At 67.3% G+C, this 16,726-nt stretch carries 10 protein-coding genes; 8 read left to right on the plus strand and 2 right to left on the minus strand.

All coding sequences use genetic code 11. From position 1 onward, the window contains the following. Positions 1 to 3,186: an efflux RND transporter permease subunit gene (locus V6V88_RS05800; RefSeq protein WP_223574524.1), complete on the minus strand. Its 3,186-nt coding sequence runs from the start codon at positions 3,184 to 3,186 to the stop codon at positions 1 to 3. Then, on the minus strand, positions 3,183 to 4,268 hold the full coding sequence (locus tag V6V88_RS05805; protein ID WP_223574526.1) for an efflux RND transporter periplasmic adaptor subunit: 1,086 nt from the start codon (positions 4,266 to 4,268) through the stop codon (positions 3,183 to 3,185). Before V6V88_RS05805 ends, V6V88_RS05800 begins: the two co-directional genes overlap by 4 nt. 239 nt (positions 4,269 to 4,507) lie before the next feature. Between V6V88_RS05805 and V6V88_RS05810 the strand changes: the two genes are divergently transcribed. The 8 genes from V6V88_RS05810 to V6V88_RS05845 all read left to right on the plus strand — a co-directional run bounded on the left by V6V88_RS05810 (position 4,508) and on the right by V6V88_RS05845 (position 16,445). Further along, positions 4,508 to 5,131 carry a TetR/AcrR family transcriptional regulator gene (locus V6V88_RS05810; protein ID WP_062840493.1) on the plus strand — a complete coding sequence of 208 codons (624 nt, stop codon included), beginning with the start codon at positions 4,508 to 4,510 and terminating at the stop codon, positions 5,129 to 5,131. Between the two features lie 162 nt (positions 5,132 to 5,293). Beyond that, entirely contained in the window at positions 5,294 to 7,264 is a 1,971-nt protein-coding gene (gene betT / locus V6V88_RS05815) for a choline BCCT transporter BetT (RefSeq protein WP_062840494.1), read from the plus strand. Between the two features lie 172 nt (positions 7,265 to 7,436). Further along, positions 7,437 to 8,564, plus strand: a complete 1,128-nt coding sequence (locus V6V88_RS05820) for an efflux RND transporter periplasmic adaptor subunit (RefSeq protein ID WP_223574528.1) — start codon at positions 7,437 to 7,439, stop codon at positions 8,562 to 8,564. Between the two features lie 15 nt (positions 8,565 to 8,579). Further along, positions 8,580 to 11,681, plus strand: coding sequence for a MexW/MexI family multidrug efflux RND transporter permease subunit (locus V6V88_RS05825; protein ID WP_338618337.1), 3,102 nt, complete (start codon positions 8,580 to 8,582; stop codon positions 11,679 to 11,681). Between the two features lie 10 nt (positions 11,682 to 11,691). After that, complete coding sequence (locus V6V88_RS05830; RefSeq protein ID WP_338618340.1) at positions 11,692 to 13,143, plus strand: TolC family protein; 1,452 nt, start codon at positions 11,692 to 11,694, stop codon at positions 13,141 to 13,143. Between the two features lie 30 nt (positions 13,144 to 13,173). Beyond that, positions 13,174 to 13,833 (plus strand): metalloregulator ArsR/SmtB family transcription factor, encoded by a 660-nt coding sequence (locus tag V6V88_RS05835; protein ID WP_062840498.1) that lies wholly within the window; start codon positions 13,174 to 13,176, stop codon positions 13,831 to 13,833. Next, on the plus strand, positions 13,830 to 14,729 hold the full coding sequence (locus tag V6V88_RS05840; protein WP_062840499.1) for a LysR family transcriptional regulator: 900 nt from the start codon (positions 13,830 to 13,832) through the stop codon (positions 14,727 to 14,729). The genes V6V88_RS05835 and V6V88_RS05840 overlap by 4 nt, the downstream gene beginning before the upstream one ends. Before the next feature lie 219 nt (positions 14,730 to 14,948). Continuing rightward, the gene (locus V6V88_RS05845) at positions 14,949 to 16,445 is read left to right on the plus strand and encodes an ABC transporter substrate-binding protein (RefSeq protein WP_223574537.1); all 1,497 of its coding nucleotides are present in this window, start codon (positions 14,949 to 14,951) and stop codon (positions 16,443 to 16,445) included. The last annotated feature ends 281 nt before the right edge of the window (positions 16,446 to 16,726 follow it).

Consider the following 16,726-nt stretch of genomic DNA (forward strand, 5'->3'; position numbering starts at 1 on the left):
TCAGGCTCCTCGTTCCACCGTGTCGCCCGCGTTGGCGCCGGGCGGCACGCCTTCCGGCTCGTCGCGTTCATCGTGCTTCACGCGGAACCACGCCGCGTACAGGGCGGGCAGGAAGAACAGCGTCAACACCGTGGCGATGGTGATGCCGCCCATCAGGGCTGTCGCCATCGGGCCGAAGAAGTTGCTGCGCAGCAGCGGGATCAGCGCCAGCACGGCGGCGGCAGCGGTCAGCGTAATCGGCCGGAAACGCCGCACCGTGGCGCCGACAATGGCGTCCACGCGCTTGTGGCCCGCGCGGATGTCCTGCTCGATCTGGTCCACCAGGATGACCGAGTTGCGCATGATGATGCCGAACATGGCGATCACGCCCAGCATTGCGACAAAGCCGAAAGGCTTGCCAAACAGCAGCAGCGCGGCCACGACGCCGATCAGTCCCAGCGGCGCAGTCAGCACCACCATCAGCACCCGGGAAAAGCTCTGCAGCTGCACCATCAGCAGCGTCAGCACGGCCACCGCCATCAAGGGCATCTGCGCGTTGATGGACGTCTGGCCCTTGGCGCTTTCCTCCACGGGGCCGCCGACTTCGATGCGAAAGCCCACGGGCAGCTCGGCGCGCAGGGCGTCCAGCTTCTTGTCGATGGCGTGCGTGACGTCGATGCCTTGCGCATCGCCCGTCACGTCGGCCTGGACAGTGATCGTGGGCTGGCGGTCGCGCTCCCAGATGACGCCGTACTCGAGGTCGTAGCGGACCTGGCCGATACTGCCCAGCGGCACGGGACCGTTCGCCGTGGGCATGGACAGCGTGGCAAGGCGGGCCGGGTCGACCCGTTCTTCGCGCGGGGCGCGCAGGGTGACGTTGATGAGCTTGTCGCGCTCGCGGTACTGCGTCACGGTGTAGCCCGAGAGCGTCATCGCCAGGAAGCTGGAGATGTCGCTGGAAGTGATGCCCAGTTCACGCGCCTTCTGCTGGTTGACCTCGAACCGCACCGATCTTTCCGAAGGCTCGTCCCAGTCGAACTGCACGTTGGCCGAGCGCTTGTCGGCGCGCACCTCGGCCGCCACCTTTTCGGCCACCGCCCGCACCTCGGGGATCTTGTCGCCACTGACGCGGAACTGCACCTGATAGCCGACCGGCGGCCCGTTTTCAAGGCGCGACAGGCGGCTGCGGATCGCGGGGAAGTCGCTGCGCAGCATCGGCGCCATCCACTGCGCGAGCTTTTCGCGGTCTTCCACCGAATGCGTGGTGATGACGAGCTGGGCGAAGTTGGGCGTGGCAAGCTGCTGGTCCAGCGGCAGGTAGAAGCGCGGCGCGCCGGTACCCACGAAGCTGACCGAGTGCGCGATCTCCGGCCGGCCCTCCAGCGCCTTTTCCAGACGCTCGACCTGGCGCAGCGTCGCGGCAAAGGACGCGCCTTCCTGCAGGCGCACGTCCACCAGCAGTTCGCTGCGGTCGGAGCTGGGAAAGAACTGCTGCGGCACGAATCTGAAGCCCGCCATCGCCACGGCAAACACCAGCACGGTGCCCGCCAGCACCAGATAGCGCCGGTCCACGCACCACGCCACCCAGCCGCGCAGGCGCTGGTAGAAGCGGGTGTTGTAGATGTCGTGCTCGTGGTCGTGCGGCAGATGCGCCTCGCGCTTGCGCTCGGGCAGGAGGCGGTAGCCCAGCAGCGGAATCAGCACCACGGCCGCGAACCACGAGGTGATGAGCGCAATGGCCGACACCTGGAAGATCGAGCGCGTGTATTCGCCGGTGCTGGACTTGGCCAGCGCGATGGGCAGAAATCCCGCCACGGTGACCAGGGTGCCGGTCAGCATGGGAAAGGCCGTGCTGGTGTAGGCGAACGCGGCGGCGTGTGTCCGGTTCCAGCCCTGTTCCAGCTTCACCGCCATCATCTCGACCGCGATGATGGCGTCGTCCACCAAGAGGCCCAGCGCCAGCACCAGCGTGCCCAGCGACACCTTGTGCAGGCCGATGCCGAACATCTCCATGAACAGCGCCGTGATGGCCAGCACCACAGGGATGGAGATCACCACCACCATGCCCGTGCGCAACCCCAGGGACACCAGGCTCACCGCCAGCACGATCGCCACGGCTTCGGCCACGGAACGCAGGAATTCGTCGACGGACTCCGACACCGCCGTCGGCATGCTGGACACTTCCGTCAGCGCGAGGCCCGCGGGCAGCTCGGCCTGCAGTTCCTTGAATTTGGCGTCCAGCGATTTGCCCAGGCGCACCACGTCGTGGCCCGGCTGCATGGTGATCCCGATGCCCAGCACGGTTTCGCCCTGGAACCGCACCTGCTGCGCCGGGGGATCGTCGTAGCCGCGGTGCAGGGTGGCGATGTCGCCCAGCCGGACGGACTTGCCGTTCACGCGGATCAGCGTGTCCGCCAGGGCGCGGCTGTTCGGGAACTGGCCCGTGGGCCGCACGAAGATGCGGTCGTCCGCCGTGGTCAGCGTGCCCGCGCCCTGCACGGCGTTCTGGCTGTTGATCGCCTCGGCGATTTCCTGCGGCGACACGCCCAGCCGGGTGAGCTGCGTGTTCGGGATCTCGAGGTAGATGTGTTCGGGCTGATCCCCGAAATAGTCCACCTTGGCCACGCCCGGCACGCGCAAAAGCACGGTGCGCAGCTTGTCGGCATAGTCGCGCAGCTGCGCGGGCGAAAAGCCGTCGCCTTGCAGCGTGTAGATGTTGGTGTAGACATCGCCGAACTCGTCATTGAAGAACGGGCCCTGCACGCCTTGCGGCAGCGTGGCCCGCATGTCGCCCACCTTCTTGCGCACCTGATACCACTGCTCGGCCACGGTGCTGGCCGGCGCCGAATCCTTCATCGTGTAGAAGATCAGGGATTCGCCGGGCCGCGAGTAGCTGCGCAGGAAGTCGGTGTTGGCGGTCTCCTGGAGTTTCTTGGCGATGCGGTCGGTGACCTGCTCCTGGACCTGCTGCGCCGTGGCGCCCGGCCACAGGGTCTGGATGACCATGACGCGGAAGGTGAAGGGCGGGTCTTCGGACTGCGCCAGCCGCGAGTACGACAGCACGCCGAACAGCGTGACGAGCGTGATGATGAAGATCACCAGCGGCTGATGCCGCAGCGCCCAGGCCGACAGGTTGAACCGGCCTTCCTCGTGGCGATGGGCGTCTTGGTCAGCCTGCTGGCCGGGATCCTGGCCGGGGGCGCTCATGACGCGAAATCCTCGGGATGCAGCGGCGGCACCGGGCGTACCTTTTCGCCGGCCGACACGGTGTGCACGCCTTGCCACACCACGCGCTCGCCCGCCGCCAACCCGTGCGACAGCGTGACGGTGCGCGCGTCGTAGCGCAGCACCTGCACGCGGCGAAGTTCCAGCGTGTCGGCCTCGGGCTTGACGATCCACACCGCCGGCTCGCGGCCGTCATGGAACAGGGCCGTCGCCGGCACGGTATAGGTGGTCCGTCCGTTGGCCTGGCGGTTATCGAAACTGATGTTGGCCGTCATGCCCAGCCGGACCTCGGGCGAGGGCGATTCCAATGTGAGCTTGGCGCGGTAGGTGCGGCTTTGCGGATCGGCGGCCGGCGCGATCTCGCGCAGCACGGCCGTGAACGTCTGGCCGGGCAAGGGCCCCAGCGTGACGGTGGCGCGCTGGCCGATTTCCAGGCCCGCCAGCACGCTTTCGGGCACGTCGCACAGCGCGTCGATGTCGCCCGCCCAGGCCAACTGATAGACGGGGGTGCCGGCGGCGACGTTCTGTCCCGTGTCCGCCTGTTCGGCAGTGATGACGCCCGCGTGATCGGCGTGCAGCGTCGTGTAGTTGAGCTGGTCGGCCGCCAGCGCCGCCTCCTGCGCGGCCTGATCCCGCTGCGCAAGGGCCGAGGCATAGGCATTACGGGTCTGCTCGAGCTGGGTGGCGGCGATCAGATTCTCGCGCGCCTGGGCGCGATCGCGATCCAGTTGCTTGCGGGCGTAGTCCAGCTGGTGCTGGGCCGCCGACAGCGCCGCGCGCGCGGCGGCAGCGTTCTTGGTGGCGTCGGCCGGGTCCAGCTTGGCCAGGACCTGGCCGGGGGACACGGAGTCGCCCAGCCGCACCTTGCGTTCCACGATCTTGCCGCCCACGCGGAACGACAGCGGCGTGCTGTAGCGCGCCTGCACTTCACCAGGAAGCGTCCAGGCCGGCAGGGCTTCGTCTGCCTGCGCGGGCATGGCGACGACGGGGCGCGGCGCCGGGGCAGGGGCTTGGTCACGGCCGCAGCCGGCCATGGCGGCGGCCATTGCGATGACAGCGGACATAGCCAACAGGCGCGTGCGGCGGCGGGGCGAAACGGCGGGAACGATCCGTGCTGCAGCAGCAACGGCATGGCGCGCGATGGGATGCGCGCCCGGGCCAAAACAATTCACGAAACACCTCGCTGCGCGGAAATGGGGCAGGAAAGGGACGAGTCAGACTCGATACGGACTGAATTCTAATACAGTCTTGTATTTGAATACAAAGATGAATCTGAAATGCGCGCCGGTGCTAAACTCGCGCCATGTCCAAAGTCCGCCTGACCCGAGAGCAAAGCCGAGATCAGACGCGCCAGCGCCTGCTTGACGCCGCGCAGTCGATTTTTCTGTCGAAGGGTTTCGTGGCCGCCAGCGTCGAAGACATTGCCGAGCAGGCGGGCTACACGCGCGGCGCGTTCTATTCCAATTTCAGCAGCAAGTCCGAGCTGTTCCTGCAACTGCTCAAGCGCGACCACGAAAACGTCATGGCCGACATGCGCGCCATTTTCGAAGGCGGCGAGAGCCGGTCGCAGATGGAAGCGCGCGTGCTCGACTACTACAGCGCGCACTTTCGCGAAAACGACTGCTTCCTGCTGTGGATGGAAGGCAAGCTGCAGGCGGCGCGCGATCCGGACTTCCGTGTGGGCTTTGTCGCCTGTCTGCGCGAATTGCGCGCAGCCACCACCGAATACATCCGCCAGTTCTCGGCCCAGGTCGGCACGCCGCTGCCGCTGCCGGCCGAGCAGCTGGCGGTGGGCCTTCTGGCCCTGTCCGACGGCATGCAGTTCAGCGTTGCCTTCGACCCCCAGGCCGTCACGCCCGAGATGACCGAGGCCGTGCTTGCCGGGTTCTTTCGCCGCGTGGTGTTCGGCGACGCGAAGCCGGACTGACGCCGCCAGGCCTTATCCGACCGATTCCGAGATCACGAAATCTCAGTAAGGATCGCGAGTTGTCAGGCATGTTTATGTCGTGATAGTAATAGCGACGGCGCGCGGTTTGACTGAGGGGGCTCGCGCTGCACGTGTTCAACCTCGGGCGTAAGGAGCTGCCGCATGACTTCGGAAACCCGAACTTCAACGATCAATCGCCCCGTGTTTTTTCCGGCGGCGGTTTTTACTTTGCTGCTCGTGGGCTTTGCCATATTGGCGCCCCAGACCGCGCAGAATTTGTTCGACGCCGTTCAGCGCTGGATTCTCGGCAACGTCAGCTGGTTCTATATCCTGGTGGTCGCCATCATCCTGCTGGCCGTGGTGTTCCTGGCGCTGAGCCGATACGGCGATATCAAGCTGGGGCCCGACCACAGCGAACCCGACTACCGCAACTTCACCTGGTTCGCCATGCTCTTTTCCGCGGGCATGGGCATCGGACTGATGTTCTTCGGCGTGGCCGAACCCGTGATGCACTTCATGTCGCCGCCGGTCGGCGAGGGCGCCACGGTCATTGCCGCGCGCGAAGCGATGAAGATCACGTTCTTTCATTGGGGCCTGCATGCGTGGTCGATCTACGCGATCGTGGCGTTGATACTGGCCTTTTTCAGTTATCGGCACGGGTTGCCCCTGACATTGCGGTCCGCCCTTTATCCCCTGATCGGCAACCGAATCCACGGACCGATTGGGCACGCCGTGGATGTGTTCGCCATTCTTGGCACCGTGCTGGGTGTCGCGACTTCCCTTGGACTGGGTGTTGCCCAGATCAACAGCGGGCTGAACCACCTGTTCGGCATTCCCGTCGGCGTAACTTCGCAGATCATCCTGATTGTTGTGACCTGCGGGCTTGCAACCCTGTCCGTGGCAAGTGGCCTGGACAAGGGAATCCGGATCCTGTCGGAAACCAACCTGATCCTGGCCGTGGTGCTTCTGCTATTCGTCCTGGTCGTGGGGCCCACCGTATTTCTGCTTCAGGCATTCGTGCAGAACACCGGCGCCTATCTGTCCGATATCGTCAACAAGACATTCAATCTGTACGCCTACGAGCCCACCGACTGGATTGGCGGCTGGACCTTGTTCTACTGGGGGTGGTGGATCGCCTGGTCGCCCTTCGTTGGCCTGTTCATCGCCCGCATTTCGCGCGGCCGCACCATTCGCGAATTCGTGGCGGGCGTGCTGCTGGTGCCTGCCGGCTTCACCCTCTTCTGGATGACGGTGTTTGGCGACACGGCGATTCACATGATTCTCGTCGACAAGGTGCAGGAACTTGCGCAGGTGGTAGAGGCAGACTCCTCGCTCGCCCTGTTTGCCTTTCTCGAGCAATTACCGGGAAGCGGCCTGCTGTCGATCGTGGCGATCGTGATGGTCGCGGTGTTTTTCGTGACATCCGCGGACTCGGGCGCGCTGGTGGTGGATCTGTTGGCGTCCGGCGGGCAGGACCGTTCGCCCGTCTGGCAGCGGATCTTCTGGTCGTTGCTGATGGGCGCGGTCGCCATCGCGTTGCTGCTGGCCGATGGCCTGACCGCGTTGCAGACGGCCACCATCGCCAGCGCGCTGCCGTTCTCGATCATCCTGCTGCTGTCGCTCTGGGGTTTGTTCAAGGCGCTCAAGCTGGACGCCACCAAGCGCGGCATCCGTTACCAGTCCCTGACGCTGTCGCGGCCGGCGCGCGGCGGCCAATCCTGGGAGCGGCGTCTTCGCAACATGGTCATGATGCCGCGCCGCGCCCATGTGCTGCGCTTCATCGCGGACGTGGTGCGGCCTGCGCTGGAAGACGTGGCCGACGAATTGCGCAAGCAAGGCTATGCCGTGCAGGTGCGCGAAGATGAGAACGAGGGCGGCGTAATCCTCGAGGTCTCGCATGGCGAACACCTGGATTTTTCCTACGCCGTGCAGCCCCAGGCCTTCGTGCGTCCCAGCCTGACCCCCGACGAGGCCGCCGACGAAGACGAGCGCAAATACTTCCGCGCCGAAGTGCACTTGCGCGAGGGCGGGCAGGACTACGACATCATGGGCTGGAGCCGCGACGCCGTCATCGGCGACATCCTCGACCAATACGAGCGGCACCGCCATTACCTGCACATGGTTCGCGGTTAGTCGGCGCGCCGCCAGGCCCATGTTCATTCCCCTTTAGCCACGCTGTCCGCGTGGCTTTTTTTTGGCCAATAGGCCGGCGCTATCCCCTTCATTGCTTTCGCTGCTTTGACGAAATCCCGCGATTCGTGGATTATCCAAGCAAATTCTTGTTTAAATCAAAAGCGAGCGAATCATGAAGGCGAGAAGCAGGGCAGGGGCGGTCGTCGCCCTGGCAATGGCGGCGGCGTTGGCCGGCGGGGCGGTGTACTGGAAATCGAAGGCGGCCGCGCAAGGCGGCGGGTGGGCGATGCCGCCGGCCAAGGTTGCGGTGGCGCCCGCCGTGCAGGCGGATTTTCCGGTGGTGCTTGCCGGCATCGGGTCGTTGGAAGCCACCCGCCAGGTGCTGGTGGCGGCGGAAGTCGATGGGCGCGTGGCGCAGATCCTGTTCACCCCGGGCGAGGCGGTCAAGGCCGGGCAGTTGCTGGTGCAGTTGAACGACGCGCCCGAGCAGGGCGAACTGGCGCGGCTGCAAGCCCAGGCGCGTAATGCGCGTGCCCTGCTGGATCGCACGCGCCGGCTGGTGCCGCTGCAGGCCGCCACGCGTGAACAGCTCGACCAGGCCGTGGCCGACCATGAACAGGCGGCCGCCGACGTGCGGCGCGTGCAGGCGCTGATCGACCAGAAGCGCATCAGGGCGCCGTTCGACGGGGTGCTTGGCGTGCGCCGCGTGAACCTGGGCCAGTTTGCACGCGCGGGCGATCCGCTGGTGTCGCTGACGGATGCGTCCTCGTTGTACGCCAACCTGACGCTGCCCGAGCAGGCGCTGGGTGTGCTGCGGGTGGGCCAGCCGGTGTCGGTGACGGTGGACGCGCACGCGGGCCGCGAGTTCCCGGGCAAGGTCACCACCGTGGAGCCGCAGGTCGACCCGGGCACCCGCACGGTCCGCGTGCAGGCCCTGTTGGCCAATCCCGACGGCGCGTTGTCGGCGGGGATGTACGCGCAGGGCCGGATCGGACTGCCCGACCGCCCGGATGTCATCACCGTGCCGGAGACGGCCGTCAGCTACAGCGCCTACGGCGATTCGGTCTACGTCGTGACGCCGCCAGACGCTGCTGCCGCGGCGCCGACCGTCAGGCAGGCCTATGTGAAAACCGGCGAGCGCCTGCGCGGCCGGGTCGTGGTGACCGAGGGGCTGAAGGCGGGCGACCGGGTCGTGACGTCGGGCCAGCTGCGCCTGCATAACGGCGCCGCCGTCGAGATCCTGCCGGACGACACCGTGGCGCTGGCCGCGCCGGGATACGCCGTGGCGCAGGCCCGGTAAGGTGCGGAGGCCAACATGAAGTTCACCGATCTGTTCGTGCGCCGTCCCGTGCTGGCGCTGGTGGTCAGCACCCTCATCCTGCTGCTGGGCATCAAGGCCCTGAGCGGATTGCCCGTCAGGCAATATCCGCTGACCGAAAGCACCACCATCACCATCACGACGCAATATCCGGGCGCCTCGCCCGATCTGATGCAGGGTTTCGTCACGCAGCCCATCGCGCAGTCCGTGGCCACCGTCGAGGGCATCGACTACCTGTCGTCGTCGTCGACCCAGGGCCGCAGCGTGATCACGGTGCGGATGAAGCTGAACGCCGACTCCAACAAGGCCATGACAGAGGTGATGGCCAAGGTCAACGAGGTCAAGTACCGCCTGCCGCAGGACGTCTATGACCCGGTCCTGGTCAAGTCCGCGGGCGAGGCGACGGCCGTTGCCTACGTGGGCTTTTCCAGCACGAACCTGTCGCTGGCCGCGCTGACGGACTACCTGTCGCGGGTGGTGCAGCCGCAGCTCTCGTCCATCGATGGGGTGGCAAGCGTCGAGCTATACGGCGGGCAGAAGCTGGCGATGCGGGTATGGCTGGACCCGGACCGCATGGCGGCGCGCGGCATCTCGGCTGGCGAGCTGGCCGACGCGCTGCGCCAGAACAACGTGCAGGCGGCGCCCGGTCAGGCCAAGGGGCTGTACGTGGTATCCAACATCCAGGTCAACACCGACCTCGTCAATGTGGCCGAGTTCCGGGACCTGGTGGTCAAGCACGAAGGCGGCGCCGTCGTCCGGCTGGGCGACGTGGCGACCGTGGAACTGGGCGCGGCGTCCACCGATTCGAGCGGCCTGATGGACGGCGAGCCGGCCGTGTACTTCGGCCTGAACGCCACGCCGGTCGGCAATCCGCTGGTCATCGTCAAGCGCCTGAACGAGTTGCTGCCCAACATCAAGCAGAACCTGCCGCCGGGCACCAGCGTGCAGGTGCCGTTCGAACTGGCCCGCTTCATCAGCGCCTCGATCGACGGCGTGACGCAGACGCTGCTCGAAGCCATCGTCATCGTGGTGGCAGTGATCTTCCTGTGCCTGGGCTCGCTGCGGGCGGTGCTGATTCCGGTCGTCACCATTCCGCTGTCCATGCTGGGCGGCGCGGCCATCATGGCCCTCTTTGGCTTCAGCGTGAACCTGCTGACCTTGCTGGCGATGGTGCTGGCCATCGGCCTGGTGGTGGACGACGCCATCGTCGTGGTCGAGAACGTGCACCGCCACATCGAGGAGGGCAAGTCGCCCGTGCGGGCGGCGCTGATCGGCGCGCGGGAGGTCGCCGGTCCGGTGATCGCCATGACCATCACGCTCGCGGCCGTCTATGCGCCGATCGGGCTGATGGGCGGCCTGACCGGTTCGCTCTTCAAGGAATTCGCCTTCACGCTGGCCGGGTCGGTGGTGGTCTCCGGCGTGATCGCGCTGACGCTGTCGCCGGTGATGAGCTCGTTTCTCTTGAATGGCCGGGTCGCCGATGGCTGGATGGCGCGCAAGGCCGAGCACTTCTTCGGCCGCCTGGGCGAGGCCTACGGCCGCGTGCTCGACGTGTCGCTGCATCACCGCTGGGTCACCGGCGTGCTGGCGGTGGCCGTGCTGGCCAGCCTGCCGTTCCTGTACAACGCCGCGCAGCAGGAGCTGGCCCCCGTCGAGGACCAGTCCACGGTGCTCACCGCCATCAAGTCGCCGCAGCAGGCCAACATCGATTACGTCGAAAAGTTCGGCAAGAAGTGGGACGACGTCATGAAGACGCTGCCCGAGCAGAAGGGGCGCTGGCTGATCAACGGGTCCGACGGCGTCTCCAACAGCATCGGGGGCGTGGACTTCGTGGACTGGCAGGACCGCACGCGCTCGGCCGACGAGATCCAGGCCGACATGCAGTCGATGGCGAACCAGGTCGAAGGCAGCAACATCTTTGCGTTCCAGCTGCCGTCGCTGCCCGGCTCCACGGGCGGGCTGCCGGTGCAGATGGTGCTGATGAGCGCGTCGGACTATGCCGTGGTCTTTGACGCCATGGAAAGCCTGAAGAAGGCGGCCAGGGAAAGCGGCCTGTTCATGGTGGTGGACAGCGACCTGGACTACAACAACCCCGTCGTGCAGTTGAAGGTGGATCGCAGCAAGGCCAACAGCCTGGGCGTCACCATGAAGGCCATCGGCGACACGCTGGCGGTGCTGGTGGGCGAGAACTACGTAAACCGCTTCGGCATGGACGGGCGTTCCTATGACGTCATTCCGCAAAGCCTGCGCGAGCAGCGCATCTCGCCGCAGGCGCTGGCGCAGTACCACGTCAAGAGCGCCTCGGGGGCGCAGGTGCCGCTGTCCAACCTGGTATCGGTGTCGATGGGCGTGGAGCCCAACAAGCTCACGCAATTCAACCAGCTGAACGCCGCCACGTTCCAGGCGATTCCCATGCCGGGCGTCACGATGGGCGATGCCGTGCAGTTCCTCACGCGCGAGGCGCAGTCGCTGCCGGCGGGCTTCAGCTACGACTGGCAGTCCGATGCGCGGCAGTTCACGCAGGAAGGGTCGGCGCTGATGATCACCTTCATCTTCGCCATCATCGTCATCTACCTGGTGCTGGCCGCCCAGTACGAGAGCCTGCGCGATCCCTTCATCATCCTGGTGAGCGTGCCCATGTCGATCTGCGGCGCCCTGATTCCGCTGGCGCTGGGCATGGCCACGGTCAACATCTATACGCAGATCGGCCTGGTGACGCTGATCGGGCTCATCAGCAAGCACGGGATCCTCATGGTGGAGTTCGCCAACGAGATGCAGGTCAGCCATGGGCTGGACCGGCGCGCGGCGATGGAAGCGGCCGCGCGCATCCGCCTGCGTCCCATCCTGATGACCACGGCGGCGATGGTGATGGGGCTGATTCCGCTGCTGTTCGCCACCGGCGCCGGCGCGCACAGCCGTTACAGCCTGGGACTGGTCATCGTGGTCGGGCTGCTGGTCGGCACGCTCTTCACGCTGTTCGTGCTGCCCACCGTCTACACCGTGTTTGCCCGGGACCACCGCGCCGCCAACGATACGCCGCGCGCCCGCGAACTGGCGCAGGCCGACGCCGAGGACGCGCGCGCCGCCGTCCAGCACTGAGGAATCGATCATGGATAAACCGCATTTCTTTCCCCGCCTTTTCCGTGGCGCCGCCGTGCTGCTGGCCGCTTTGGCCGCCGCGGGCTGCGCCGTCGGACCCGACTACCGCCGGCCCAGCCCGGCGCCCGTGGTGCTGACCAGCCCCGAGCAGGCGCTGTTTTCCACCGATCAGGTCCAGCGCGACTGGTGGAAGCAACTGCAGGACCCGCAACTGGATCGCCTGATCGACATGGCGCTCGCCCGCAACCTGGACATCCGCATCGCCCAGGCCCGCCTTGCCGAATCGCGCGCGGTGCTCGACGAAAAGGAACTGGACAAGCTGCCGGCCGTAACGCTGGGCGGCGGCTACGAGCGCAGCCTGTCGCAGGCCAATCCCGGCGTCGCAGGCCAGCGCAATCTGGCCGAAAGCTACCGGGCGGGCTTTGACGCTGCCTGGGAATTGGATCTTTTTGGCAGGCTGCGCCGCGCGGCCGAGGGCGCGGCGGCCCGTAGCGAAGCGCAGGCTGCCGACCTCGCGCAGGCGCGCATCGTGGTCGCGGCCGAAGTGGCGCGCAATTATTTCGAACTGCGCGGCGCCGAGCAGCGGCTGGCCGTGGCGCGCGCCAACCTGGCCAGCCAGGAGGACAGCCTGCGCGTGACCCAGGCGCTGGTCTTGGCCGGCCGTGGCGACGAAGGAGACCTTGCCAGCGCGCGGGCCGAACTCGACACCGTGCGGGCCAGCGTTCCGGTCCAGGAGACCGCGCGCCGGCTGGCGCGCTACCGGATCGCGGTGCTGGCGGCGCTGCGTCCGGCGGAGCTGGGTGCGCTGGACGCCGCCCAGCCGCTTGCGCCGCTGACCGCGCGCCTGCCCATCGGCGACGTTGGCGCGTTGCTGTCGCGGCGCCCGGACGTGCTGGCCGCCGAACGCAACCTGGCTGCCGCCAGCGCAGACGTGGGCGTGGCCACGGCCGAGCTGTACCCGCGCATCGATCTGGGCGGCTTCCTGGGATTCGTCGCGCTGCGCGGCGCGGACTTCGGCTCGGCCGCCAGCCGCGGGTTCGGCGTCGCGGCCAGCGCCAACTGGCCCGCGTTCCATCTGCCGTCGGCCCTTGCCCGCAAGCGCGGGGCCGAGGCGCGCCTGGAGGGCGAGGAGGCGCGCTACGAGCAGGCGGTCCTGCGCGCGGTCGAGGAAGTGGAGTCGGCGCTGGCCGAATACGGGCAGACGCAGCAGCGCCTGGGCAGCCTGGCGCAGGCCGCGGCCCACAGCGGGCGGGCCGCCGAACTGGCCCGGCTGCGCTACCGCGAGGGCAGCACGCCTTATTTGACCGTGCTGGATGCGCAGCGTACGCTTTTGCGCGCCCAGGACGCCGTGGCCGTGGCGGAAGCCGAGTCCTATACGCGCCTCGTGGCGCTCTATAAGGCGCTGGGCGGCGGCTGGCAGGCTGACGAGGCCGGCCAGACGCGGCTGGCCGTGGCACCATAGGAACCTTCACCCGGAGCATCGATACCCCTCATGTCTGACAGCCTGTCCCAACCGGCCGCCGCGCTGCCGCACCAGCCTGCGGACCGCGTCCTCATGACCCTGAAGACCCGCGGGCCGCAATCCATCGCGGTCATTGCGCGGGCCATGGACGTGACGGCCGAGGCGGTGCGCCAGCAGATGACGCGCCTGCACGCCGACGGGCTGGTCGACGCCGAGAGCCGCAGCACGGGCCGCGGCCGGCCCACCCAGATCTGGTTCTTGACCGCCGCCGGCCACGGGCGTTTCCCGGACACGCACGCCGAGATGACGGTGCAGATGATCGCGGCGGTGCGCCAGGTGTTTGGCGACGAGGGCATCGACAAGCTGGTGCAGGTGCGCGAGAACGCCATGCTCAACGTCTACCAGCAGGCCATGCAGGACGCGCCGGACCTGAAGGCGCGGCTCGAACGGCTGGTCGACGTGCGCAGCGCAGAGGGCTACATGGCGGAACTGCGCGAGGACGAAGCCGGATTCGTCTTTATCGAGAACCATTGCCCCATCTGTTCGGCCGCCAAGGCCTGTATGGGCTTTTGCCGCAGCGAGCTGGAACTGTTTCGCAAGGTGCTGGGCGAGGGCGTGCAGGTCGACCGCGAAGAACATATCCTGGCCGGCGCGCGGCGCTGCGCCTATCGCGTCAGCAAGCGGCCATGACGCTCAAGCAGCTCGAAGCCTTCTATTGGGCCGCCACCTGCGCCAGTTTCGCCGTGGCGGCCGAGCGGCTTCACCTGTCGGTGTCCTCGCTTTCCAAACGCATCACGGAACTGGAGGAAGCGCTGGGCCAGCCGCTCTTTGACCGCAGCGGCCACAAGGCCGTGCTGACCGACGCTGGCCAGCGCTTGGTGCCGCAGGCGCGCGGCTTGCTCGCCGCCGCGGACCAGATCCGCGCTTCCATGACCGAGACGCCCGGCCTGCGCGGCCGCTGCCGTTTCGGCGTGGGCGAACTCACCGCGCTGACCTGGCTGCCGCAGCTGATACGCGCCGTGCGCGCCGCCTATCCTGAGCTGGTGCTGGAGCCCTACGTCGACATCGGCCAGGTGCTGGAGCAACGCGTCGCGGACGGGGAACTGGATTTCGCCGTGATCGCCGGGCGGTCGTCCCGCGCCGGCATTGCGTCCTTGCCCATCGGCGAGGCGCGCTTTTCCTGGGTCGCCGCGCCCGCGGCGCTGCAGCCCGGCGAAACCGGCATGTCCATGGCCCTCTTGGCCCGGCTGCCGCTCGTGACCCTGCCCGAGGGCGCGGGCACCACGCGCATCATCGACGACTGGCTGGGCGGGCGCCAAGCCGCGGGCGAGCGCCTGTGCTGCAACAACTGGGGCGCCATCGTGGGATTGCTGATCGAAGGCACCGGGGTGGGGCTGCTGCCCAGGCATTGGGCCGAAAAGCTCCAGGCCGAAGGCAGCCTGCGCGTCCTGCACGGCGATCCCGAACTGGCCGCGTTGCCTTACGCGTTCCAGTACCGGCGCGACGACGCCCGGCCGCTGGTCGCCCTGCTGCGCGACACGGTTGCCGCTTCGGCCGATTTCTCGGCGCCGTGCCGTCTGCCCTGAGGCATTCGTCCGCAAGGCGGCCGCCACGGGCGTATAGTGGGCGGCGCGCCCCGCGCCGGTCTATACAATCGCCGCGCGCCTGGCGCAGAATCCAGCAACAACGTGCGCACGAGGGGGATGGGCCCGGCGATGCGGCACGACCCGGGGTCTGTTCCTCCCTGCCAGGCGGTGCGCCCGCGCACGAGGCACGGTCCCCCGCGGAATCGACGGAGATCTTTCATGCGTAAACTTTGCCTCGCCATGGCCATGGCGGGAATGCTGGCCACCGGATTGGCGCACGCCCAGTCCACCTTGCGTATCGGGCTGCAGGACGACCCGGACGTGCTGGATCCGGCGCGCGCCCGCACCTTTGTCGGCCGCATCGTGTTCGCCTCGTTGTGCGACCGGCTGGTCGACATCACGCCCGACCTGAAGTTCGTGCCCCAGCTTGCGCAATCGTGGTCCGTCGGCCCCGACAACAAGACGCTGACCTTCAAGCTGCGCACGGATGCCGTCTTCCATGACGGCACTCCCATCAATGCCGCCGCGGTCAAGGCCAACCTCGACCGCGCCCGCACGCTGCCCGACAGCAACCGCAAGAGCGAACTGGCCACGGTGGCCAGCGTGGACGCCCCGGACGACCAGACCGTGGTGCTGAACCTGTCGGAACCGGACGCCTCGCTGCTGTCGCAGCTGTCCGACCGCGCCGGCATGATGATTTCGCCCGCCAGTTTCGACAAGGATCCCGGCGGCAAGCCCGTGTGCTCGGGCCCCTACCAGTTCAAGGAGCGCGTGCAGAACGACCGCATCGTGCTCGAGAAATTCCCCAAGTACTGGGACGCGGCCAACTACCATTTCGACCGCCTCGTCTTCACGCCGATTCCGGACAACACCGTGCGCCTGAACAACCTGCGCGCCGGCGACCTGGACATCATCGAGCGCGTGGCGCCGAGCGACGCCAAGGCCGTCAAGGACGACCCCAGCCTGCGTCTGGCCCCGGTTACCGGCCTGGGTTTCCAGTCCATCTCCGTCAACCTTGCCAACGGCGCGCGCGCCGATCATCCGCTGGCCAAGGACAAGCGCGTGCGCCAGGCGCTGGATCTGGCCATCGACCGCGACGTGCTGAACCAGGTGATCGGCGAAGGCATGTTCCAGCCTGCCCACCAGCCGTTCCCGCCCGCCAGCTTTGCCTACAACAAGTCCTTCGACCGCCCGGGCCGCGATCCCAAGAAGGCGCAGGCCCTGCTCAAGGAAGCCGGCTACGACCGCGTGAAGGTCGAGATCACCTTCGGCAACAACACCACCATGCAGCAGGTCTTCGAACTGGTGCAGGCCATGGGGGCCGAAGCGGGCTTTGACATCACCCTGCGCCCTGTCGAATTCGCCTCGCTGCAGTCCTCGCTCGCGCGCGGCGACTTCCAGGTAGGCCAGAGCGGCTGGTCGGGCCGGGTCGATCCCAGCGGCAACATCCACCAATACCTGAGCTGCAAGGGCAACCTGAACGACGGCAAGTTCTGCGACGCCGCCGTCGACAAACTGCTCAACGACGCCCGCGCCGAGGCCGACACCGCCAAGCGCCGCGCCCTGTACGACCAGGTGCTGGCCGCGATGCAGGACCAGCGTCCCATCATCTACCTGTTCTACCTGCCGTGGACGTTCGGCGTGCAGGCCAAGGTGCAAGGCTTCGTTCCCTATCCGGACGGCTTGATCCGCTTGAAAGGTGTAGAGAAAAAGTAGGCCCCCCCTAGGGGTAGGACCACCCCCTAACCGCTGACGCGGGCCCCCTCAAGGGGGCGACACCAGCGGACCGGAAGGTAAGGCCCACCCCCAGCCCGCTGACGCGGGCCCCCCCTCAAGGGGGCGACAACAGCGGACCGGCGGAGCCGGATCCGCGGTGTCCCGGATGGCGTCAGTTGCTGGCGGCGGGTCTCTCCTTCCCAGGTGTCTGACACCCGAACGCAATGACCGCTGTACATCTCGATGCCCCACGGGTGTCTGACACCGGCCAATAGCCGTGC

The organism is Achromobacter sp. E1, assembly GCF_037039475.1.
GTDB lineage: Bacteria > Pseudomonadota > Gammaproteobacteria > Burkholderiales > Burkholderiaceae_B > Achromobacter > Achromobacter mucicolens.

What these genes read in the sequence shown, in the direction of transcription:
- V6V88_RS05805 (WP_223574526.1), bottom strand. Translation starts at nt 4,268, where the DNA reads ATGTCCGCTGTCATCGCAATGGCCGCCGCCATGGCCGGCTGCGGCCGT.
- V6V88_RS05835 (WP_062840498.1), top strand. Translation starts at nt 13,174, where the DNA reads ATGTCTGACAGCCTGTCCCAACCGGCCGCCGCGCTGCCGCACCAGCCT.
- V6V88_RS05830 (WP_338618340.1), top strand. Translation starts at nt 11,692, where the DNA reads ATGGATAAACCGCATTTCTTTCCCCGCCTTTTCCGTGGCGCCGCCGTG.
- V6V88_RS05825 (WP_338618337.1), top strand. Translation starts at nt 8,580, where the DNA reads ATGAAGTTCACCGATCTGTTCGTGCGCCGTCCCGTGCTGGCGCTGGTG.
- V6V88_RS05845 (WP_223574537.1), top strand. Translation starts at nt 14,949, where the DNA reads ATGCGTAAACTTTGCCTCGCCATGGCCATGGCGGGAATGCTGGCCACC.
- V6V88_RS05800 (WP_223574524.1), bottom strand. Translation starts at nt 3,186, where the DNA reads ATGAGCGCCCCCGGCCAGGATCCCGGCCAGCAGGCTGACCAAGACGCC.
- V6V88_RS05820 (WP_223574528.1), top strand. Translation starts at nt 7,437, where the DNA reads ATGAAGGCGAGAAGCAGGGCAGGGGCGGTCGTCGCCCTGGCAATGGCG.
- V6V88_RS05840 (WP_062840499.1), top strand. Translation starts at nt 13,830, where the DNA reads ATGACGCTCAAGCAGCTCGAAGCCTTCTATTGGGCCGCCACCTGCGCC.
- betT (WP_062840494.1), top strand. Translation starts at nt 5,294, where the DNA reads ATGACTTCGGAAACCCGAACTTCAACGATCAATCGCCCCGTGTTTTTT.
- V6V88_RS05810 (WP_062840493.1), top strand. Translation starts at nt 4,508, where the DNA reads ATGTCCAAAGTCCGCCTGACCCGAGAGCAAAGCCGAGATCAGACGCGC.